Origin of the sequence: Klebsiella sp. 141240, assembly GCF_050600805.1 — a bacterium.
GTDB classification, from domain to species: domain Bacteria; phylum Pseudomonadota; class Gammaproteobacteria; order Enterobacterales; family Enterobacteriaceae; genus Klebsiella; species Klebsiella aerogenes.
The window spans coordinates 1-19,966 of record NZ_JAQIRK010000027.1 but is presented as its reverse complement, the minus strand read 5'-3'; the positions used below and the strand labels follow the sequence as shown (position 1 = coordinate 19,966).

Sequence of the window (19,966 nt, the reverse complement as noted above, 5' to 3'; positions counted from 1 at the left end):
GATTATTGTGCGGGCGGCAGGCGGCGATACAGTTCGATCATATCGGTCGCTAAATCCTGAATCACCATCGCGTTCATCAGATGGTCCTGCGAGTGCACGGTAATCAGGTTCACCGGCAGCTTGCCGCTGCCTTCATCCAGGCCGATAAGCTGGGTCTGGATTTTATGCGCATGCTTCACAAACTCGTGTGAGTCTGCCATAGCCTGTTCGGCGGCGGCGAAATCGCCTTTACGCGCCTGCTGTAGGGCGGTGAGGGCAGAACTGCGCGCGGAGCCGGCGTTGACCAGCAGCTCCATGATAATCGTCTCTAAATCTTCCATGCCTTACTCCATCAGCTTCAGGGCTTTATCCAGAACGGCATCGCCTTTCATCATGCCGTAATCCATCATATCGATAACGGCGACCTTTTTACCGACCGGGTCGGCTAGCGCCTGTAGTTTCGCCTGCTCATACTTCACCTGTGGGCCGAGCAGGATAATATCCGCCGCGGCCAGGTTATCCTTGAACTCCGCTACCGGCACGGCTTTGATCGAGACTTCGATGCCTTTCTTTTGCGCGGCGTCTTTCATGCGTTGCACCAGCATGCTGGTGGACATTCCTGCGGCACAGCATAAAACGATATTCTTCATAGTTTCATCGCCCTTATGTATGTTCCTTGATGCATCATCTTTATCGCGGGCGGCGGCGCGGCACAACCGCTTCACCATGATTGTGTGTAAAACATCACAAAAAATGAAACCGGTTTCAATTTTGCAGCGGCAGAGATAAAAAGGCCCGCAAAAGCGGGCTATCAGGGAGTTATGCTCAGGCGCGAACGATTCGGTTCTTGCCCTGCTGTTTGGCCTTATACAACGCTTCATCCACGCTAACGACCAGTTTTTCCAGCGGCTCCATATTCCATTCCCCGAGGCCGGCGCTAAAGGTGACGGTTAATCCTTCTTCGCGCCAGGTTCGGCTGGCAACGTTAAGACGCCAGCTCTCCAGAATGGTGAGCGCGTTGTCGATATGTTCGGCAGGGAAGATGACGGCAAACTCTTCGCCGCCGTAGCGGTAAAGCGAGATCTCCTGCGGCTGCAGGATCTGTATCCCTTCACGCGCGACGTTGCGCAGCACGATGTCGCCATTGAGATGGCCCCAGGTATCGTTAATTGATTTAAAGTTATCGATATCGACCAACGCGAGGGCGAAAGGCTGGTGATCGTTCATCAGCGCGGCGATATCGCTGTCGAAGGCGCGACGGTTTTTGCAGCCGGTTAGCGCATCGATGGTGGCCTGGCGGACATAGGTGAGCTCGCGCTGCTTATTGCTCTCGATAGCCTTGCTGAGCATGGCTTCCAGCCGCGGCGCGCGTTTGACGTCGCCGGTCTTAATGGCGTTAATGATGTTCATCAGTACGGTACGCGAAGCGTGGCGCAGATACAGCCCGAACAGGACGATGACAATGGCGGCGAGGGCGAAACCCCAGGCGACAATATCGGTTTCATAGCGCGTCAGGTCGGCAAGGGTGGCGTCGGTGACGCGGAAAATAACGAACCAGTCGGGGTTGGTAAAGGAATAGTAGTAGTACCAGGCCTTATGTTCCTCATCATAAAGCTGGCCTTCCGCGCTGGTCATTTTGTCCATCAGTTCCGCGCTAACGTAGGTTTTAAATAGCGCGCCGGTATCGGGATGGATCACCACTTTGCCGTCGCGTTGTACGACAAAAAACTCCCCCTGTACCGGCGAGACAATCTGCCGTAACGCGTAGCCCATCGAGGTCAGATCCATATGAAACGCCAGGCTACCTTTGAGCCTCCCCTGCGGTGAAATGACAGGCCGGTAGACGGTAACGGTAGGATGGTGGGTGAAGTAATCCAGATAGGGACTGGTATAGAGACTGAATGTACTGGCTTCCGCCTGACGAATAAACCAGGGGCGCGTTTTTGGATCAAACGTGCGGCTCTCATCGCCTTCCATCACTTCGGGAGCGCGCAGATAATGGCCGAGAGTATCGGCAAGCGAAATGGAGGAGACCGTCGGCATCAGCTCCTGCAGACGCATCAAGTCGTCCAGACCCTTTTGCGGATTGACATTTACGGCGATATTGAGCGCATCGTCACGGGCAAAGTATTTCGTCGCGCGCGCCAGAATGTAGTCATTCTCGCGCAGCAGCGATTCGGTGTAGTTCACCGCAAGGTTATGGGTGAAGTTACGGTTAATATGATGATAATCTTCAAGAAAGTTTTTCTTTTGCGTCGCGGTAACAAAGATTGCGATCAGTAAAAAACTGAGCAAAATCCCCGCAAACCCCACTACGATCGGCGTAGTAAAAGAGAGCTTTCTGTTGTGGCGTGCCATAAGTTGTTAATCGTCCGGGATTTATAAACCGTGGGTTTAGACGCAGGTTAAGCCAGCATGCCTGCTTAGCGAATCAGGTAACTATCGCTAAATTATAACGCTGAGTGCGCTCAGCATCGTGATTAATATTCGATAACAATATGTTTGCGGCAGTGCGGACGGTAGAGGCAGGGCGAAGAGAGGAAAGAAAAATTCGCCCTGGTCAGCGTCCGCTGCTGACCAGGGCAGAATAGAAAAACGACGGCAGTTCGGCGAGCCTCCGTTTTTCATCTCTCGTGCAGGCACGCGAAATAATCAGCTGCTTGCAGCATGCTTTATGATGATTGCGAGGCGCGTCCCAGCCAGCTATCCCAGTCTTTCCATACCGGCTGCAGGCCACGGGCGGTCAGCGCGCTGGCGACCTCTTCAGGGCGGCGATCGTCGTGTGGCGCAAATTGCTCAAGTTCCGGATGATCGTCGGCGTAGCCGCCGGGCTGGGTTTTGGAGAACGCGCTAACGTTGTTAATCGCCAGCGGGATCACCCGGTCGCGGAACCACGGTGATTCACGGGTCGATAGCGACAGCTCAACCTCCGGCGCCAGCAGGCGGAAAGCGCAAATCGTCTGCACCAGCTGACGTTCGTCCATTAATGAGGCTGGCGTAATGCCTCCGGCGCAAGGGCGTAAACGCGGGAAGGAGATAGAGTAGCGGCTGCGCCAGTAGCGCTGCTGTAGCCACAGCAGATGTTCGGCGACCATAAAGCAGTCCACCCGCCAGCTGTCGGAAAGACCAATGAGCGCGCCGAGGCCGATCTTGTCGATCCCCGCTTCGCCCAGCCGATCCGGCGTATCCAGACGCCAGAAGAAATCCTGCTTTTTACCTTTCAAGTGGTGCTGGGCATACATGCCTTCATGGTAGGTCTCCTGATAGACCATCACCCCATCAAGCCCCAGCGTTTTTAGTTCGGCATACTCGTCGGTCGCCATCGGCTGCACTTCCATATGCAGCGAGGCAAACTGGCGGCGGATGGCTGGCAGGTGCTGGCGGAAATAATCCATTCCGACCTTACTCTGATGTTCGCCGGTGACCAGTAACAAATGCTCAAAGCCTAATTCGCGGATCGCGGCGCATTCGCGGGCAATCTCTGCTGCATCCAGCGTCTTGCGCTTAATGCGATTACTCATTGAGAAGCCGCAGTAGGTACAGTCGTTGGCGCACAGGTTGGACAAATACAGCGGTACGTAAAAACTGACGGTGTTGCCGAAGCGCTGGCGGGTGAGGCGCTGCGCGCGTTGGGCCAGCGGTTCAAGGTAATCGGCCGCGGCAGGAGAGAGCAGAGCCATCATATCATCGCGGGTGAGCTGCTTTGTCGCCAGCGCCCGTTCGACGTCGGCGGCGGTTTTGCTGTTGATACGCAGGCGGATGTCATCCCACTCCAGCTGCCGCCAACGATCGCTAAAAGTTTTCATGCCAGCGCCTCCAGAAAGCCGGTCAGCGGGCTGGTGGCCTGCGCCTGAGTACTGCGCGTTCCCGGTCCGGCCTGACGCGCCAGCAATCCGGCATCGACCGCCATGCGGAAGGCGCGAGCCATGGCGACAGGATCGTCGGCGACGGCAATGGCGGTGTTGACCAGTACCGCATCAGCGCCCATCTCCAGCGCCTGCGCCGCGTGGCTTGGCACGCCAATCCCGGCATCAACCACCACCGGTACCGTCGCCTGTTCGATAATAATCTCCAGCATGGCTTTGGTTTCCAGCCCTTGGTTGGAGCCTATCGGCGCGCCCAGCGGCATCACCGCCGCGCAGCCGACCTCTTCCAGCCGTTTGCACAGGACCGGGTCGGCGCCGCAATAGGGCAGGACGACAAACCCTTCGCGCACCAGCAGCTCCGCCGCCTTCAGGGTTTCAATGGGGTCAGGCAGTAGCCAGCGGGCGTCCGGGTGGATCTCCAGTTTCAGCCAGTGGGTGCCTAAGGCTTCCCGCGCCAGGCGGGCGGCAAAAACCGCTTCTTCCGCCGTCTTGGCGCCTGAGGTATTCGGCAGCAGGTTAACGCCCGCCGCCAGCAGCGGCGCGAGAATCGCGTCATTATGCTGGCGTAAATCGACGCGCTTCATCGCCAGCGTCACCAACTGGCTTCCCGAGGCGCGAATCGCCTCGACCATCACCTCTGGGGCGGCGAATTTGCCGGTTCCGGTAAAAAGGTGGGATTCAAATGTCTTATCAGCAATACGTAACATATCAGCCTCCGGCGATAACCTGAAAAAGCAGGACCCGATCGCCTTCCTGCAAGAGATGATCTTCCCACCGTTCGCGTGGCAGGATGTGTTGATTGAGCGCCAGCGCAACGCCCGGCTGGAGCTGTTCCAGTTGACTGAGCAGGGCGCTTACGCTGAGGTTGTCCGCGCATTCCAACGGTTCGTCGTTAAACCAGATTTGCATCATGGCCTCCGCATACCGGGCAGCCCTGGGCCTTTTGCAGCGCAAGGTTGCGCCAGTTGCTGGTACGGGCGTCAAACAGCCGTAGCGTGTTGCGTGGCGTCGCCATGCCGCTAAGGAGCTTTATGGCCTCCAGCGCCTGCAGCGTTCCCATCATGCCGACGACCGGACCGACGATCCCCGCAGTGCGGCAGTTACGTTGCGGTTCGGCGGTGTCCGGCCACAGGCAGCGGTAGCAGCCCTGCGCCCACGGCGGCGTCAGCACCATCAACTGGCCGCCGAAGCCGACGGCGCTGGCGGTTACCAGCGGCGTCTCAAGGGCTACGCAGGCGGCGTTAATCGCCTGGCGGGCGATCATGTTATCGGTACAGTCCAGCACCACGTCGGCTTTCGCCACTTCGGCGCGCAGCGCCTCGCCGCTTAAACGCTGCTGTAGCGCTACGAGGCGGATTTGCGGATTGAGTTGGTTGAGCCGCGTCTTTGCCGCCGCGGCTTTTGGCTGGTCGATATCGTCGCTGGTGAACAGAATTTGCCGCTGCAGGTTGCTGAGATGTACCGCGTCGTCATCGGCCAGGGTCAGCGTCCCGACGCCGGCCCCCGCCAGATATAGCGCCGCCGGCGAACCTAAGCCGCCCAGGCCGATAATCAGCGCCCGGCTGGCTAACAGTTTCTGCTGTCCCTCGATGGCGATATCTTCCAGCAATAGCTGGCGGCTGTAGCGCATGAAGTCGTGATCATTCATCGCCTGCTCCCGCCAGCGCTAACAGTTGTGCTGTGGCAGCCCGCCAGTCTGTTGCCTGGGTAATGGCGCTGACGACCGCGATGCTGCCGACGCCGGTGGCCAGTACGCCCGGCGCTTTTTCCAGACTGATGCCGCCGATCGCTACCGTCGGATAATCGGCCAGACGATGAATATGCCCGGCAAGCTGTTCGAGGCCCTGCGGCGCCGAAGGCATCTGTTTGGTTTGTGTCGGGAAGACGTGGCCCAGCGCGATGTAGGAAGGGCGCGCCGCCAGCGCGACGTCAATTTCCATGTCGTCGTGGGTGGAGACGCCAAGGCGCAGTCCGGCTTTACGGATGGCGCTCAGGTCGGTGGTTTCCAGGTCCTCTTGTCCCAGATGTACTCCGTACGCCTGGTGCTTAATCGCCAGTTGCCAGTAATCATTGATAAACAGTCGCGCGTGATAGCGGCGGCCAAGCGCGATGGCGGCGATGACGTCATCCTCCACATCGCTGTCGCGCTGGTCCTTGATCCGCAACTGAATGGTGCGCACGCCGGCTTCCAGCAGGCGCTCAATCCATGTCACGCTATCGACAACCGGATAAAGCCCGAGACGAAACGGTACGGGCGGAAAGTCAGGCTGGTACATCAGGCATTTTCCTTTTTCAGGTAGGTTTCACCGCCGCGGGCGCGGAAGTTATTCGACATATCGGCCATGCCGGCCTCGATACTTTGCTTCGCGGCGTAGTCGCGGACCTCCTGGGTGATTTTCATCGAACAGAATTTCGGCCCGCACATGGAGCAGAAGTGGGCGACTTTGCCGGATTCCTGCGGCAGGGTTTCATCGTGATAGGCCCGCGCGGTAAAGGGATCGAGCGCGAGGTTGAACTGGTCTTCCCAGCGGAATTCGAAACGCGCTTTGGACATCGCGTTGTCGCGGATCTGCGCCCCGGGGTGGCCTTTAGCGAGGTCGGCAGCGTGGGCGGCGATTTTATAGGTAATCAGCCCCTGTTTTACATCCTCTTTGTTGGGCAAGCCGAGATGTTCTTTTGGCGTGACGTAGCACAGCATGGCGCAGCCAAACCAGCCAATCATTGCCGCGCCGATACCGGAAGTGAAATGATCATAGCCCGGCGCGATGTCGGTGGTGAGCGGCCCCAGCGTGTAGAACGGCGCTTCGTGGCAGTGCTCCAGTTCTTCGGTCATATTGCGGCGAATCATCTGCATCGGCACGTGGCCGGGGCCTTCAATCATCACCTGAACGTCATACTCCCAGGCGATTTTAGTCAGCTCGCCCAGCGTATGCAGCTCGGCGAACTGCGCCTCGTCGTTGGCATCCTGAATCGAGCCGGGGCGCAGACCATCGCCGAGGGACAGCGACACGTCATAGGCGGCGCAGATTTCACAGATTTCGCGGAAGTGCTGGTAGAGGAAGTTTTCCTGATGATGCGACAGGCACCACTTGGCCATGATCGAACCGCCGCGCGAGACGATACCGGTCAGCCGCTTCGCGGTCATCGGCACGTAACGCAGCAGCACCCCGGCATGAATCGTGAAGTAGTCGACGCCCTGTTCGGCCTGTTCCAGCAGGGTATCGCGGAAGGCTTCCCAAGTCAGGTTCTCGGCAATGCCGTTGACCTTCTCCAACGCCTGGTAAATCGGGACGGTACCAATCGGCACCGGGCTGTTGCGCAGGATCCATTCGCGGGTCTCGTGGATATAGCGGCCGGTGGAGAGGTCCATTACCGTGTCGGCGCCCCAGCGGGTTGACCAGACCAGCTTCTCGACCTCTTCTTCGATGGAAGAGGTCACCGCCGAGTTGCCGATATTGGCATTCACTTTCACCAGGAAGTTGCGGCCGATAATCATCGGCTCAGATTCCGGGTGATTGATATTGGCCGGGATGATGGCCCGCCCGGCAGCGACTTCATCGCGGACGAATTCGGCGGTAATGTTGTCCGGCAGGCGGGCGCCAAAGCCTTCTCCGGCATGCTGCTGGCGCAGCGCCTCGCTGCGGATACGCTCGCGGCCCATGTTTTCGCGAATGGCGATGAATTCCATCTCCGGGGTGACGATCCCCTGACGGGCGTAGTGTAGTTGCGTCACGCATTTGCCAGCGACGGCGCGTTTAGGGGTCAGCAGGCCGCCGAAGCGCAGTTCATCAAGGCCATCGTCGGCCAGCCGCGCTTTAGTGTAAGCCGAGCTGCGTTCGCTAAGCGGCGCGCAGTCGTTACGCGCGTCGATCCACGGTTGGCGTAGTTTGGCCAGCCCCTGGCGGACATCGATGTTGATCTCCGGGTCGCCATAAGGTCCGGAGGTGTCATACACCGGTATCGGTTCGTTGGCTTCGTACTGAGGGTTATCGTTATCACCGCCGATGAGCGTCGGGCTGAGCTGAATTTCACGCATTGGGACGCGGATATCGGCCTGTGAGCCGTGAATGTAGATGCGGCGAGAATTAGGAAAAGCGGTACCTTCCAGCGTATCAATAAATCGCTGCGCGTGTTCGCGTTGTTCCCGGCGGGTCAGTTTGGTAGTAGACATAGCGCATTCCAGTTACAAAAAAGGAGATGGCTTGTCAGACGACGGATGGAGTAACAGATGCGACCAGCCCGTAACGGGCAGGTGCGACCAGCAGTTTACTCTTGTTCCCTTCGCAGGTATTAGCCTGATCAGGTTCCGCGGATCCCGAATAAACGGTCTCAGCCTTTTCCACTTTAGTTTTCGTGTGGAAAATAGGCACTCCGACAAGATGAAATCCCTCCGCAGAGGGATAATGTATGTAAATTACTCGTTAACGGTTCACAACTCAAGCGGTCGGCGCGATATTGTCGCCAACGTTGTCTTTCCGATCGTGAGCGACGACCAGCGCCAGCAGCTTGTCCTCAAGCGCGAAGCGCGCCTCCAGCGATTCGCCGATATCTGACAGCGCCTGCTGAAATTCGAGATAGTTATCATGATCGATGGCGTTTTCGAGGCAGGTATCGTAGTAGTCCATCATCTGCTGGGTATTGGCTTCCAGCTGCGGGTAGATTTTGGTGGCGGCTAAAAGAGGGGTACTCCCTTCCATTTCTCCGATAATACGTTCATAAATATTAAAATGACCGGATGAGAGGTAATCCACCAGGCTTTGGCAAAAGTCATCCAGCGCCTTTTCATTAAGCCGCATAAAGGACTCTTTGCCGGGTTTCAGGCCAACCAGGTTGTAGTAAGCCACGAGCAAATGCTTACGCACAAGCAGCCAGCGATCGACCAGTTTGTTATTGCCTCCAACACGTTCCGTCAGGTTTTCCAGCTGGTTTAACATGATTGACTCCGCAAGATTAAAAATAACGTTGCTCAGCAAATGTAAATATAATGTTAAAAGTGCCAGTAAAACGAAGGTAGCGCAATAGATATGGATCGTATTATTGAAAAATTAGATCGCGGCTGGTGGATCGTCAGTCACGAACAAAAATTATGGCTTCCCGCAGGGGAATTACCACATGGCGAAGCGGTAAATTTTGATCTTGTCGGTGAACGCGCGCTACATCTCGGCGAGTGGCAAGGCGAAGCGGTGTGGCTGGTGCGCCAGGATCGTCGCCATGATATGGGATCGCTGCGCCAGATATTGGATCAGGATCCTGGGCTTTTCCAACTGGCAGGGCGCGGGATCCAGTTGGCCGAGTTTTATCGATCGCATAAATTCTGCGGCTACTGCGGCCACCCGATGCATGTCAGTAAAACCGAGTGGGCGATGCTGTGCGGCCACTGCCGCGAGCGCTATTATCCGCAAATTGCCCCCTGCATTATCGTCGCCATTCGTCGCGACGATTCAATTCTGCTGGCGCAGCATACACGCCATCGTAATGGTGTCCATACGGTGTTGGCCGGGTTTGTCGAAGTGGGCGAAACCCTTGAGCAGGCGGTCGCCCGCGAAGTGATGGAAGAGAGTGGAATTAAGGTGAAAAACCTACGCTATGTGACCTCCCAGCCGTGGCCCTTCCCGCAATCACTGATGACCGCCTTTATGGCTGAATACGATAGCGGCGATATTGTCGTGGATAAAAAAGAGCTGCTGAGCGCAGAGTGGTATCGCTATGACGATTTGCCGCTACTGCCGCCGCCGGGCACCGTAGCGCGACGCCTGATCGAAGATACGGTGGCGATGTGTCGGGCAGAGTACGAGTGACATGTTACACTGGGCGCATCAACGCTAAAGGAATGTAAAAATGACCGAACTGAAAAACGATCGTTACCTGCGTGCGCTGCTGCGCCAGCCGGTTGATGTCACCCCGGTGTGGATGATGCGCCAGGCGGGCCGCTATCTCCCGGAATATAAAGCCACCCGCGCGCAAGCGGGCGATTTCATGTCGCTGTGTAAAAATGCCGAGCTGGCCTGCGAAGTGACGCTACAGCCGCTGCGCCGTTACCCGCTGGATGCAGCGATCCTCTTTTCGGACATCCTGACCATTCCGGATGCGATGGGGCTGGGGCTGTACTTTGAAGCTGGCGAAGGCCCGCGCTTCACTTCGCCGGTGAAATGCAAAGCCGACGTTGACAAACTGCCGGTGCCGGACCCGGAACAAGAATTAGGCTACGTGATGAACGCCGTGCGCACTATTCGCCGTGAACTGAAAGGCGAAGTGCCGCTGATTGGTTTTTCCGGCAGCCCGTGGACGCTGGCGACCTACATGGTTGAAGGCGGCAGCAGCAAAGCCTTTACCGTCATCAAAAAGATGATGTACGCCGAACCGCAGGCCCTGCACGCGCTGCTGGACAAGCTGGCGAAAAGCGTCACCCTGTATCTGAACGCGCAGATCAAAGCGGGCGCGCAGTCGGTGATGATTTTCGACACCTGGGGCGGCGTGTTGACCGGCCGCGACTATCAGCAGTTCTCGCTCTACTACATGCATAAAATCGTCGATGGCCTGCTGCGGGAAAACGAAGGTCGTCGCGTACCGGTGACGCTGTTCACCAAAGGCGGCGGACAATGGCTGGAAGCGATGGCGGAGACCGGCTGCGATGCGCTGGGTCTCGACTGGACCACCGATATTGCCGACGCTCGCCGTCGCGTAGGCCACAAAGTGGCGCTTCAGGGCAATATGGACCCGTCGATGCTTTATGCGCCTGCCGCCCGTATTGAAGACGAAGTGGCTAACATTCTCGCCGGCTTCGGCCAGGGCGAAGGCCATGTCTTTAACCTTGGCCACGGCATCCATCAGGACGTCGACCCACAGCATGCAGGAGTCTTTGTTGAGGCGGTGCATCGTCTCTCCGCGCAATATCACCAATAGGAGATAAGCATGATGGATTTAGCTGCGCTACGGACCCAACAGCAATCTTTAGCTGCGTCGGTAGAACGCGCGGACCGATTGGATCGCGACCCGCCGGTGCTGATCGGCGGCGCCGATGTGGGGTTTGAGCAGGAGGGGGAAATTACCCGAGCTGCGATGGTGCTGCTAACTTATCCGGGGCTTGAACTGGTGGAGTATCAGGTGGCGCGCGTCGCCACCACGATGCCGTACATCCCCGGCTTTCTCTCCTTTCGCGAGACCCCCGCGCTGCTGGCGGCGTGGCAACAGCTATCGCAAAAGCCCGATCTGTTGTTCGTCGATGGCCACGGTATTTCACATCCCCGGCGGCTTGGCGTCGCCAGCCATTTTGGCCTGATGGTTGATGTGCCAACGATTGGCGTAGCGAAAAAACGTTTATGCGGCAAGTTTGAACCGCTCGGCGCCGAGCCCGGCGCGCTGGCGCCATTAATCGACAAAGGCGACCAGCTGGCCTGGGTCTGGCGCAGCAAAGCACGCTGCAACCCACTGTTTATCAGTACCGGCCACCGCGTAGGTATCGATAGCGCGTTAATGTGGGTGGAACGCTGTATGCAGGGCTATCGGCTACCCGAGCCGACGCGCTGGGCCGATGCCGTGGCGTCCCGTCGGCCTTCCTTTGTGCGTTGGCAAGCAAATCACGGCTGATTCAGGTACACTGCGCCTAATTTCTGACTTCGAGAATTCATCATGTTACAAAACCCGATTCACCTGCGCCTGGAGAAACTGGAGAGCTGGCAGCACGTCACCTTTATGGCCTGCCTGTGCGAGCGTATGTACCCCAACTACGCCATGTTCTGCAAGCAAACTGAGTTTGGCGACGGCCAGTTATATCGTCGTATCCTTGACCTGATCTGGGAAACGCTGACGGTAAAAGATGCGAAGGTGAATTTCGATAGTCAGCTGGAAAAGCTGGAAGAGGCGATTCCGTCCGCAGATGACTACGACATGTACGGCGTCTATCCGGCTATCGATGCCTGCGTCGCGCTGAGCGAATTAATCCACTCACGCCTGAGCGGTGAAACGCTGGAACATGCTATCGAGGTCAGTAAGACTTCCATTACTACCGTCGCGATGCTGGAAATGACCCAGGAAGGTCGCGAAATGACCGATGAAGAGCTCAGAGTCAACCCGGCGGTTGAACAAGAATGGGACATTCAGTGGGAGATTTTCCGCCTGTTGGCCGACTGCGAAGAACGCGATCTTGAACTGATTAAAGGGCTGCGCGCAGACCTGCGAGAGGCCGGCGAAAGCAATATTGGTATAAATTTTCAGCAATGAGACCACAAAACGTGATTTACCGCCTGAATTGTAGCGTCTGAAGACTTCCATTCCGCCCCCTGTCTGGTCTACATTTGGGGGGCGAAAAAAAGTGGCTATCGGTGCGTGTATGCAGGAGAGTGCTTTTCTGGCATTTCCGTCGCACTCGATGCTTAGCAAGCGATAAACACATTGTAAGGATAACTTATGAACAAGACTCAACTGATTGATGTAATTGCGGACAAAGCTGACCTGTCTAAAGCACAGGCAAAAGCTGCCCTGGAATCCACCCTGGCTGCAATTACCGAGTCTCTGAAAGAAGGTGATGCTGTTCAACTGGTTGGTTTCGGTACCTTCAAAGTGAACCACCGTGCTGAGCGTACTGGCCGCAACCCGCAGACCGGTAAAGAAATCAAAATCGCTGCAGCTAACGTGCCAGCATTTGTTTCTGGCAAAGCGCTGAAAGACGCAGTCAAGTAAGACCGCGTGGCAGTGTCCAGTTTTAACGAAGGGGCTTTTAAGCCCCTTTTGTCTAACTGGCGTCGCACGCTGACGCTGGCAGGCGCGCTATTGCTCACTGCCTGCAGTCATGACTCCTCTCTACCGCCTTTTACCGCCAGCGGCTACGCCGATAACCAGGGCGCGATGCGCATCTGGCGCAAAGATGCCGGCGATGAAGTGCACCTGCTTGCCGCCTTTAGTCCGTGGCACCGCGGCGACACCTCAACCAGCGAGTACCGCTGGCAGGATGGCCAACTAACGCTTATTGAACTCAATGTGTACGGCAAACCGCCGGAACATATTCGCGCCCGCTTTGACGCCCAAGGCGAGCTGAGCTTTATGCAGCGGGAAGTAGATGGTGAAAAACAGCAGCTTTCCAACGACCAGGTCGCGCTGTACCGCTATCGGGCGCAGCAAATCCGCGAAACCAGCGACGCCTTGCGTCAAGGACGAGTGGTATTACGACAGGGACGCTGGCATGCCGATCGTACCGTGACTACCTGTGAAGGCCAGACCGTGAAGCCTGACCTTGATGAGCGGGCATTAGCGCATATTGAACGCCGCCAGAATCACTCCTCCGTAGAGGTGAGCGTGGCGTGGCTGGAAGCACCGGAAGGCGCTCAGCTGCTGCTGGTGGCTAATGAAAACTTCTGTACCTGGCAGCCGAGCGAAAAATCGTTCTGAGTTTTACCAGTGGTTCATGCCCATATGACCACTGCCATTACCGCGGCAGCCGCCGTAACCCATACCCGCGCCGCGAGGAACGCCTGCTTCAGCCAGGGCGATATCAAATTTTACCCTCTGCTGATCCAACTGCTGGCTTAACGTTTCCATTTCCTTCGCCACGGCCTCAATTTTTCCGCTTTCTGGTTTTGGCGCAGTAAGCAGCGCATTGTACTCGTAGCGTTTGGACTGCAACTGCTGGCGCAGGGCGCTGGTTTGCGCATAGTAATTGTCATGTAGCTTCTGCACGGTCGCTTGCTGTTCCTGGGTGAGCTGGCTGTAGCCCTGCGCGCCCATTCCGTTATTGTAGCCCCAGTGATGTCCAGCCCAGGCCGCGTGACTGCCAAAGGTCAGTGCGGCAAGCGCCACGAGGACGAGGGATAAAGTCGGTTTCCGTTTCATAGCGTGATCTCCTGTGTGGTTTCCCTCTGTGTTGCATCTTCCATGCCAGCCTGAAAAAGCGCGTCAATACTGGCCGGCCCGCGGCAAACGTGACTCTGGCGAGTAAAAATGACCCGTTGCGGCTGGAGTCAGCGAGTCATTTTTACTCGCTAAATCACCAGCGATATGTCTGAGGACAGGTTTCACGGTGTGGAAAAATGGCATGATTTCTGCTGATGGATCCTGGTGATAGCGAATAAGGACACGATAAGGACCCGCCCATGCCGCGCATTACCTCATTTTCCCGGGACTCCCTGAGCTGGTTACTGACCGGCTCGGTCGTCTTGTTGGTTATTCTTTTTTCCGCGATGATCGTCCGCGATTATGGCCGGGAGACCGCCGCCGCCCGGCAAAATATCGAAGAGAAGGGCGGTGTGCTGATCCGTGCGCTGGAGTCCGGCACGCGTGTCGGCATGGGGATGCGGATGCATCATGCGCAGCTGCAGGCGTTGCTGGAGGAGATGGCCTGGCAGCCCGGTGTGCTGTGGTTCGCGGTGACCGATGAAAACGGTAAAATTATCGCCCACAGCGATCCGCAGCAGGTGGATAAGGCGCTGTACAGTCCTGCGCAAATGCGTGAACTCAAGGTGGGCGAACAGGAGCGCTGGCGTCGGCTTGCCGAGCCGCAACCGGCGCTGGAGATTTATCGCCAGTTCCGCCCGCTCAACCCTGCTCGTGGTCACCATATGGGGATGATGAAGCGCTGCAACAGCGCGCTGGCTCAGCCCAATGTTCCACAGGTGATTTTTATCGCCTTTGATAGCCGCGAGCTGGATGCGGCGCAGGCTCGCGGCTTGCGTAACATGATGATCATGTTGGTGGCCGCGGCGCTGGTCATCGTCGCGACGATTCTCGCTCAGTTCTGGTTCCGCCGCTACCGTCGTTCACGCCAGCAGCTGCAGGAGGCGATGGCCCGCAAAGAAAAACTGATGGCCCTTGGGCATCTGGCGGCTGGCGTCGCGCATGAGATTCGCAACCCACTTTCTTCGATTAAAGGACTGGCGAAGTATTTTGCCGAGCGTACGCCGCCGGGCGGTGAGGCGCAGGAGTTAGCGCTGGTGATGGCCAAAGAGGCCGATCGCCTGAACCGGGTCGTCAGTGAGCTGTTGGAGCTGGTTCGTCCAGCCCATTTAAACTACCAGCCGGTCGATATCAACGCGCTTATTCACCACTCATTGCAGCTGGTAAGCCAGGATGCGCAGAGTCGCGGGATCGATCTGCAATTTACTCCGCGCCCTGAATTAACCTCGATTAAAGCCGACCCTGACCGTCTCAACCAGGTGCTGTTGAATCTGTATTTGAATGCGATGCAGGCTATTGGCCGTGACGGCGTCATTCGCGTATCGGCAAGCGAAGCCGAGCGGCGACGTGTGAAAATTGTCGTTAAGGATAGCGGTAAGGGGATGAGCGATGAAGAGCTGCAGGCTATCTTCACCCCTTATTTCACCACCAAGGCGGACGGAACAGGGCTGGGGCTGGCGGTGGTACAGAATATTATCGAACAACATGGCGGGACGATCCGCGCCGAAAGCCAGCCGGGGGCCGGAGCGATATTTACGCTTTGGCTGCCGGTGGATGCTCAACGGAGGGAAGATGAGCAGCGATAAAGTACAGATTCTGGTTGTCGATGATGACGTCAGCCATTGCACGATTCTGCAGGCGCTGCTGCGTGGCTGGGGCTATCAAGTGGCGTTAGCCCACAACGGCCTGCAGGCGTTAGAACAGATCCATCGGCAGGTCTTCGACCTGGTGCTGTGCGATATCCGCATGGCGGAGATGGACGGTATCGCGACATTAAAAGAGATCAAAGCCTATAACCCGGCGATTCCGGTATTGATCATGACGGCGTTCTCCAGCGTCGGCACGGCGGTTGAGGCTATTAAGTCGGGCGCGCTGGATTATCTGGTCAAGCCACTGGATTTTGACACTCTACAGCAGACGCTGGTTCAGGCGCTGGCGCACACCCGGCAGAGCGAGAGCGATCTCAGCGCCTCGTCAGATTTACGATGGGGCATGATTGGCGATAGCCCGGCAATGCAGGCGCTTATCAACAATATTACGCTGGTGGCGCCCTCGGACGCGACGGTGCTGATCTGCGGCGAATCGGGGACCGGTAAAGAACTGGTGGCGCGCGCCATTCACGCCTGCAGCGAGCGCCGCGACAAGCCGCTGGTGACGCTAAACTGCGCAGCGCTCAATGAGTCGCTGCTGGAGTCCGAGCTGTTCGGCCATGAAAAAGGGGCTTTTACCGGCGCGGAACGGCGGCGGGAAGGGCGTTTTGTCGAGGCGGATGGCGGCACGCTGTTTCTTGATGAAATTGGCGATATCTCGCCGCTGATGCAGGTGCGTCTGCTGCGGGCGATCCAGGAACGCGAAGTGCAGCGAGTTGGCAGTAATCAGACGCTTTCTGTCGATGTTCGGCTAATTGCCGCCACCCATCGTAATCTGGCGGAGGAGGTGAGCGCCGGGCGTTTTCGCCAGGATCTCTATTACCGCCTGAACGTCGTAACCATTGATATGCCGCCGCTGCGTCAGCGGCGTGAAGATATTCCGCAACTGGCGCAGCACTTTCTTAAGCGCTATGCCGAACGTAATCGTAAAACGGTGCAGGGATTTACGCCGCAGGCGATGGACCTGTTGATTCACTACGGTTGGCCGGGGAATATCCGCGAACTGGAAAATGCGGTGGAGCGGGCGGTGGTGCTGCTAACCGGAGACTATATTTCCGAGCGTGAACTGCCGTTGGCGATAGCGGGCACGCCGCTGCCGGTCACTAGCAACGATGAGGCGCTGATTCAGCCATTAGTGGAAGTTGAAAAAGAAGTCATACTGTCGGCGCTGGAAAAAACGGGCGGCAACAAAACTGAAGCCGCCCGTCAGTTAGGCATTACGCGTAAAACGCTGCTGGCAAAACTCAGCCGTTAGTTTTCTCACGCGCGATGGCGCGCCAGCCGATATCGTTACGGCTAAAGCTGCCGTCCCAGCGAATATCGGTCAGCAGTTCATAGGCGCGTTGTTGCGCCTGTGCCACGGTGTCACCCAGCGCGGTGACGCACAGTACGCGCCCGCCGTTGGTGACCACGCGCTGGTCGTCAGACAGTTTGGTGCCGGCGTGGAAGACTTTACCGTCTGCCGCTTCCTGCTGCGGCAGGCCGTGGATCTCATCGCCCGTGTTGTAGCTGCCCGGATAGCCGCCGGCGGCAACCACGACGCCCAACGAAGCGCGGTCATCCCACTCGGAAGTTTTCTCGTCCAGCTTGCCCGCGCAGGCGGCAAGGCACAGCTCGACCAGATCGGATTTCATGCGCAGCATGATCGGCTGGGTTTCCGGATCGCCAAAGCGGCAGTTGAACTCAATAACCTTCGGGTTGCCCTGCTTGTCTATCATCAGACCGGCATACAGGAAACCGGTATAGGTGTTTCCTTCAGCGGCCATACCTTTAACGGTTGGCCAGATAATCCGCTCCATGGTGCGCTGATGGACTTCATCAGTGACTACCGGTGCCGGGGAGTAAGCGCCCATGCCGCCGGTGTTCGGGCCGGTATCGCCGTTGCCGACGCGCTTGTGATCCTGGCTGGTGGCCATCGGCAGGACGTGCTCGCCGTCGACCATGACAATAAAGCTGGCTTCTTCGCCATCGAGGAATTCTTCAATCACGATGCGGTGGCCTGCATCGCCAAAGGCGTTACCGGCCAGCATATCTTTCACCGCCGCTTCGGCTTCCTCAAGGGTCATCGCCACGATAACGCCTTTACCTGCCGCCAGACCGTCGGCTTTGATGACGATCGGCGCGCCTTTCTCGCGCAGGTAAGCCAGCGCAGGTTCAACTTCGGTGAAGTTCTGGTATTCCGCCGTCGGGATATGATGACGAGCGAGGAAATCTTTGGTGAAGGCTTTGGAACCTTCCAACTGCGCGGCGCCCTCGGTTGGCCCGAAGATGGCGAGCCCAGCGGCACGAAACGCGTCCACTACGCCAATGACCAGCGGCGCTTCCGGGCCAACGATCGTCAGATCGATTTTCTCATCCTGCGCGAAACGTAGCAGGGCTGGAATATCGGTGACGCCGATGGCGACGTTTTGCAGCGCCGGCTCCAGCGCGGTGCCCGCGTTACCCGGCGCGACATAGACGGTATCAACCAGCGGCGACTGGGCCGCTTTCCAGGCCAGCGCGTGTTCACGCCCGCCGTTGCCGATTACTAATACTTTCATCTGCTGCTCCGTGAATTAATGGCGGAAGTGGCGCATGTCGGTGAAGATCATGGCGATACCATGTTCGTCCGCGGCGGCAATCACTTCTTCGTCGCGGATAGAACCGCCCGGTTGGATAACGCAGGTGATGCCTACTGCGGCTGCGGCATCAATGCCGTCGCGGAACGGGAAGAAGGCGTCAGAAGCCATGGCGGAGCCTTTCACTTCCAGACCTTCGTCACCGGCTTTAATCCCGGCAATTTTCGCTGAGTAGACGCGGCTCATCTGACCGGCGCCTATCCCGATGGTCATATTATCTTTGGCATAAACGATGGCGTTGGATTTGACGAATTTCGCCACTTTCCAGCAGAACAGCGCATCGCGCAGCTCTTGCTCGCTCGGCTGACGTTTGCTGACCACGCGCAGTTCGCCCGCGGTGACCATACCAAGATCGCGGTCCTGAACCAGCAGGCCGCCATTAACACGTTTGAAATCGAGACCCGCGACGCGAGTATCCCATTGGCCGCAGACCAGTACGCGGACGTTCTGCTTAGCGGCGGTGATTTTCAGCGCTTCTTCGCTAGCGGATGGCGCGATGATCACTTCGACGAACTGGCGAGAGATGATCGCCTGCGCGGTTTCAGCATCCAGCTCGCGGTTAAAGGCGATGATGCCGCCGAATGCGGAGGTTGGATCGGTTTTGTAAGCGCGATCGTAGGCGTCGAGGATCGAGTCGCTAACGGCAACGCCGCACGGGTTGGCATGCTTAACGATAACGCAGGCCGGTTCGTTGAACTCTTTTACGCATTCCAGCGCCGCATCGGTATCGGCAATGTTGTTATAGGAGAGCGCTTTGCCCTGCAACTGGGTGGCGGTAGCTACGGAAGCTTCTTTTACATTCTCTTCTATATAGAAGGCAGCCTGCTGATGGCTGTTTTCGCCGTAGCGCATATCCTGCTTCTTAATGAAGTTCAGATTCAGGGTACGCGGGAAACGACCAGCGGCTTCTTTGCTTTCACCGTGATAGGCCGGGACCATGCTGCCAAAGTAGTTAGCGATCATGCTGTCGTAAGCGGCGGTATGTTCGAAGGCTTTAATGGCGAGATCGAAGCGGGTGTCCAGCGTCAGGGAACCTTCGTTGGCGTCCATCTCATTAATGATGGCGTCGTAGTCGCTGCTCTTAACCACGATAGCGACGTCTTTATGGTTCTTCGCTGCGGAGCGCACCATAGTCGGGCCGCCGATATCGATGTTTTCCACCGCGTCTTCCAGCGAGCATCCTTCACGAGCGACGGTCTGGGCGAACGGGTAAAGGTTAACGACAACCATATCGATAGGCGCGATATCGTGTTGCTGCATGATACCGTCATCCTGACCGCGACGACCGAGGATGCCGCCGTGTACTTTCGGATGCAGGGTCTTCACGCGTCCATCCATCATTTCCGGGAAACCGGTGTAGTCAGAGACTTCGGTAACCGGCAGGCCTTTATCTGCCAGCAGGCGAGCGGTGCCGCCGGTGGACAGCAGCTCGACACCACGAGCGGAAAGCGCCTGCGCGAATTCGACGATACCTGCCTTGTCAGAAACACTGAGCAGGGCGCGGCGGACTGGACGACGTTGTTGCATGGTATTAAATCCCCAGGATTTGAACATTACAGAGAGCGTTAGGTGAGTTTTTGCCTAAAAACTCACCTAACGCACCCAACCGGGCATCCGTGTCATAGCGCGGCATTGTAACGAAAACGTTTGCGCAACGCTCGCGAATTTTTATCTTTCTCTTTAAGCCGATGGTTCTCTCCTTATATGGCAATGGATGTACCGGGGTTTAAGCCGTGTTTTGCCGTGTGCCTGTGGATAATTCTGTGTGTAAAAGGGTATAAAGCGGGGTTTTGCTGGGGAATGCAGCAGTCAGTCATTTTTCTGCAATTTTTCTATTGCAGGTGCTCGAGAACTCCCTATAATGCGCCTCCATCGACACGGCGGATGTGAATCACTTCACACAAACAGCCGGTTCGGTTGAAGAGAAAAATTCTGAAATTCAGGGTTGACTCTGAAAGAGGAAAGCGTA

Annotated in this window: 21 protein-coding genes and 1 riboswitch; of the genes, 8 read left to right on the top strand and 13 right to left on the bottom strand. The window is 57.2% G+C overall.

All coding sequences use genetic code 11. The features are described from left to right. Nucleotides 1–2: 2 nt before the first annotated feature. The 10 genes from PGQ95_RS24840 to PGQ95_RS24795 all read right to left on the bottom strand — a co-directional run bounded on the left by PGQ95_RS24840 (nucleotide 3) and on the right by PGQ95_RS24795 (nucleotide 8,779). Complete coding sequence (locus PGQ95_RS24840; RefSeq protein WP_015704005.1) at nucleotides 3–320, bottom strand: PTS lactose/cellobiose transporter subunit IIA; 318 nt, start codon at nucleotides 318–320, stop codon at nucleotides 3–5. A 3-nt stretch (nucleotides 321–323) separates the two neighbouring features. Beyond that, nucleotides 324–629 (bottom strand): PTS sugar transporter subunit IIB, encoded by a 306-nt coding sequence (locus tag PGQ95_RS24835; RefSeq protein ID WP_045380683.1) that lies wholly within the window; start codon nucleotides 627–629, stop codon nucleotides 324–326. A gap of 175 nt (nucleotides 630–804) precedes the next feature. Continuing rightward, a complete protein-coding gene (locus tag PGQ95_RS24830) occupies nucleotides 805–2,337 on the bottom strand; it encodes a sensor domain-containing diguanylate cyclase (protein ID WP_430919718.1) in 1,533 nt (510 codons plus the stop codon). 314 nt (nucleotides 2,338–2,651) lie between these two features. Further along, nucleotides 2,652–3,785, bottom strand: a complete 1,134-nt coding sequence (thiH, locus tag PGQ95_RS24825; RefSeq protein ID WP_316425535.1) for a 2-iminoacetate synthase ThiH — start codon at nucleotides 3,783–3,785, stop codon at nucleotides 2,652–2,654. Next, the gene (gene thiG, locus PGQ95_RS24820; RefSeq protein WP_087859255.1) at nucleotides 3,782–4,552 is read right to left on the bottom strand and encodes a thiazole synthase; all 771 of its coding nucleotides are present in this window, start codon (nucleotides 4,550–4,552) and stop codon (nucleotides 3,782–3,784) included. The genes thiH and thiG overlap by 4 nt, the downstream gene beginning before the upstream one ends. 1 nt (nucleotide 4,553) lies before the next feature. Continuing rightward, nucleotides 4,554–4,754 carry a sulfur carrier protein ThiS gene (thiS, locus tag PGQ95_RS24815; RefSeq protein ID WP_087859256.1) on the bottom strand — a complete coding sequence of 67 codons (201 nt, stop codon included), beginning with the start codon at nucleotides 4,752–4,754 and terminating at the stop codon, nucleotides 4,554–4,556. Further along, nucleotides 4,738–5,493, bottom strand: a complete 756-nt coding sequence (locus tag PGQ95_RS24810; RefSeq protein WP_113375057.1) for a HesA/MoeB/ThiF family protein — start codon at nucleotides 5,491–5,493, stop codon at nucleotides 4,738–4,740. Before PGQ95_RS24810 ends, thiS begins: the two co-directional genes overlap by 17 nt. Continuing rightward, a complete protein-coding gene (gene thiE, locus PGQ95_RS24805; RefSeq protein ID WP_271032411.1) occupies nucleotides 5,486–6,121 on the bottom strand; it encodes a thiamine phosphate synthase in 636 nt (211 codons plus the stop codon). The genes PGQ95_RS24810 and thiE overlap by 8 nt, the downstream gene beginning before the upstream one ends. After that, on the bottom strand, nucleotides 6,121–8,016 hold the full coding sequence (gene thiC, locus PGQ95_RS24800) for a phosphomethylpyrimidine synthase ThiC (protein ID WP_430919715.1): 1,896 nt from the start codon (nucleotides 8,014–8,016) through the stop codon (nucleotides 6,121–6,123). The genes thiE and thiC overlap by 1 nt, the downstream gene beginning before the upstream one ends. Before the next feature lie 88 nt (nucleotides 8,017–8,104). Beyond that, a riboswitch (TPP riboswitch) is annotated at nucleotides 8,105–8,229 on the bottom strand. 52 nt (nucleotides 8,230–8,281) lie between these two features. Then, complete coding sequence (locus PGQ95_RS24795) at nucleotides 8,282–8,779, bottom strand: Rsd/AlgQ family anti-sigma factor (protein ID WP_047067104.1); 498 nt, start codon at nucleotides 8,777–8,779, stop codon at nucleotides 8,282–8,284. A 90-nt stretch (nucleotides 8,780–8,869) separates the two neighbouring features. Here PGQ95_RS24795 and nudC point away from each other — a divergent pair, with 90 nt between their 5' ends. The 6 genes from nudC to PGQ95_RS24765 all read left to right on the top strand — a co-directional run bounded on the left by nudC (nucleotide 8,870) and on the right by PGQ95_RS24765 (nucleotide 13,229). Next, a complete protein-coding gene (nudC, locus tag PGQ95_RS24790) occupies nucleotides 8,870–9,643 on the top strand; it encodes an NAD(+) diphosphatase (RefSeq protein WP_271032413.1) in 774 nt (257 codons plus the stop codon). Between the two features lie 40 nt (nucleotides 9,644–9,683). After that, nucleotides 9,684–10,748 carry a uroporphyrinogen decarboxylase gene (gene hemE, locus PGQ95_RS24785; protein ID WP_015704014.1) on the top strand — a complete coding sequence of 355 codons (1,065 nt, stop codon included), beginning with the start codon at nucleotides 9,684–9,686 and terminating at the stop codon, nucleotides 10,746–10,748. A 12-nt stretch (nucleotides 10,749–10,760) separates the two neighbouring features. Further along, nucleotides 10,761–11,432 (top strand): deoxyribonuclease V, encoded by a 672-nt coding sequence (nfi, locus tag PGQ95_RS24780; protein WP_015704015.1) that lies wholly within the window; start codon nucleotides 10,761–10,763, stop codon nucleotides 11,430–11,432. A gap of 42 nt (nucleotides 11,433–11,474) precedes the next feature. After that, on the top strand, nucleotides 11,475–12,065 hold the full coding sequence (locus PGQ95_RS24775) for a YjaG family protein (RefSeq protein ID WP_058674285.1): 591 nt from the start codon (nucleotides 11,475–11,477) through the stop codon (nucleotides 12,063–12,065). Nucleotides 12,066–12,251: 186 nt separating this feature from the next. After that, nucleotides 12,252–12,524, top strand: coding sequence for a nucleoid-associated protein HU-alpha (gene hupA / locus PGQ95_RS24770; protein ID WP_002884342.1), 273 nt, complete (start codon nucleotides 12,252–12,254; stop codon nucleotides 12,522–12,524). A gap of 12 nt (nucleotides 12,525–12,536) precedes the next feature. Further along, nucleotides 12,537–13,229 carry a DUF1481 domain-containing protein gene (locus tag PGQ95_RS24765; RefSeq protein ID WP_015704017.1) on the top strand — a complete coding sequence of 231 codons (693 nt, stop codon included), beginning with the start codon at nucleotides 12,537–12,539 and terminating at the stop codon, nucleotides 13,227–13,229. Nucleotides 13,230–13,232: 3 nt separating this feature from the next. Here PGQ95_RS24765 and zraP read toward each other — a convergent pair whose 3' ends face one another. Next, on the bottom strand, nucleotides 13,233–13,670 hold the full coding sequence (zraP, locus tag PGQ95_RS24760; protein WP_113375059.1) for a zinc resistance sensor/chaperone ZraP: 438 nt from the start codon (nucleotides 13,668–13,670) through the stop codon (nucleotides 13,233–13,235). A 260-nt stretch (nucleotides 13,671–13,930) separates the two neighbouring features. On the opposite strand from zraP, the gene zraS reads away from it, so the two are divergent. Both zraS and zraR read left to right on the top strand, forming a co-directional pair. After that, the gene (gene zraS / locus PGQ95_RS24755) at nucleotides 13,931–15,316 is read left to right on the top strand and encodes a two-component system sensor histidine kinase ZraS (RefSeq protein ID WP_430919713.1); all 1,386 of its coding nucleotides are present in this window, start codon (nucleotides 13,931–13,933) and stop codon (nucleotides 15,314–15,316) included. Further along, nucleotides 15,303–16,634 carry a sigma-54-dependent response regulator transcription factor ZraR gene (zraR, locus tag PGQ95_RS24750; RefSeq protein ID WP_430919711.1) on the top strand — a complete coding sequence of 444 codons (1,332 nt, stop codon included), beginning with the start codon at nucleotides 15,303–15,305 and terminating at the stop codon, nucleotides 16,632–16,634. Before zraS ends, zraR begins: the two co-directional genes overlap by 14 nt. Here the strand turns inward: zraR and purD are convergent. Both purD and purH read right to left on the bottom strand, forming a co-directional pair. Then, nucleotides 16,624–17,919 carry a phosphoribosylamine--glycine ligase gene (gene purD / locus PGQ95_RS24745; protein ID WP_213317952.1) on the bottom strand — a complete coding sequence of 432 codons (1,296 nt, stop codon included), beginning with the start codon at nucleotides 17,917–17,919 and terminating at the stop codon, nucleotides 16,624–16,626. The two genes, zraR and purD, sit on opposite strands and share 11 nt — an antisense overlap. A 15-nt stretch (nucleotides 17,920–17,934) precedes the next feature. Then, the gene (purH, locus tag PGQ95_RS24740; RefSeq protein WP_087859265.1) at nucleotides 17,935–19,524 is read right to left on the bottom strand and encodes a bifunctional phosphoribosylaminoimidazolecarboxamide formyltransferase/IMP cyclohydrolase; all 1,590 of its coding nucleotides are present in this window, start codon (nucleotides 19,522–19,524) and stop codon (nucleotides 17,935–17,937) included. Between the last annotated feature and the right edge of the window lie 442 nt (nucleotides 19,525–19,966).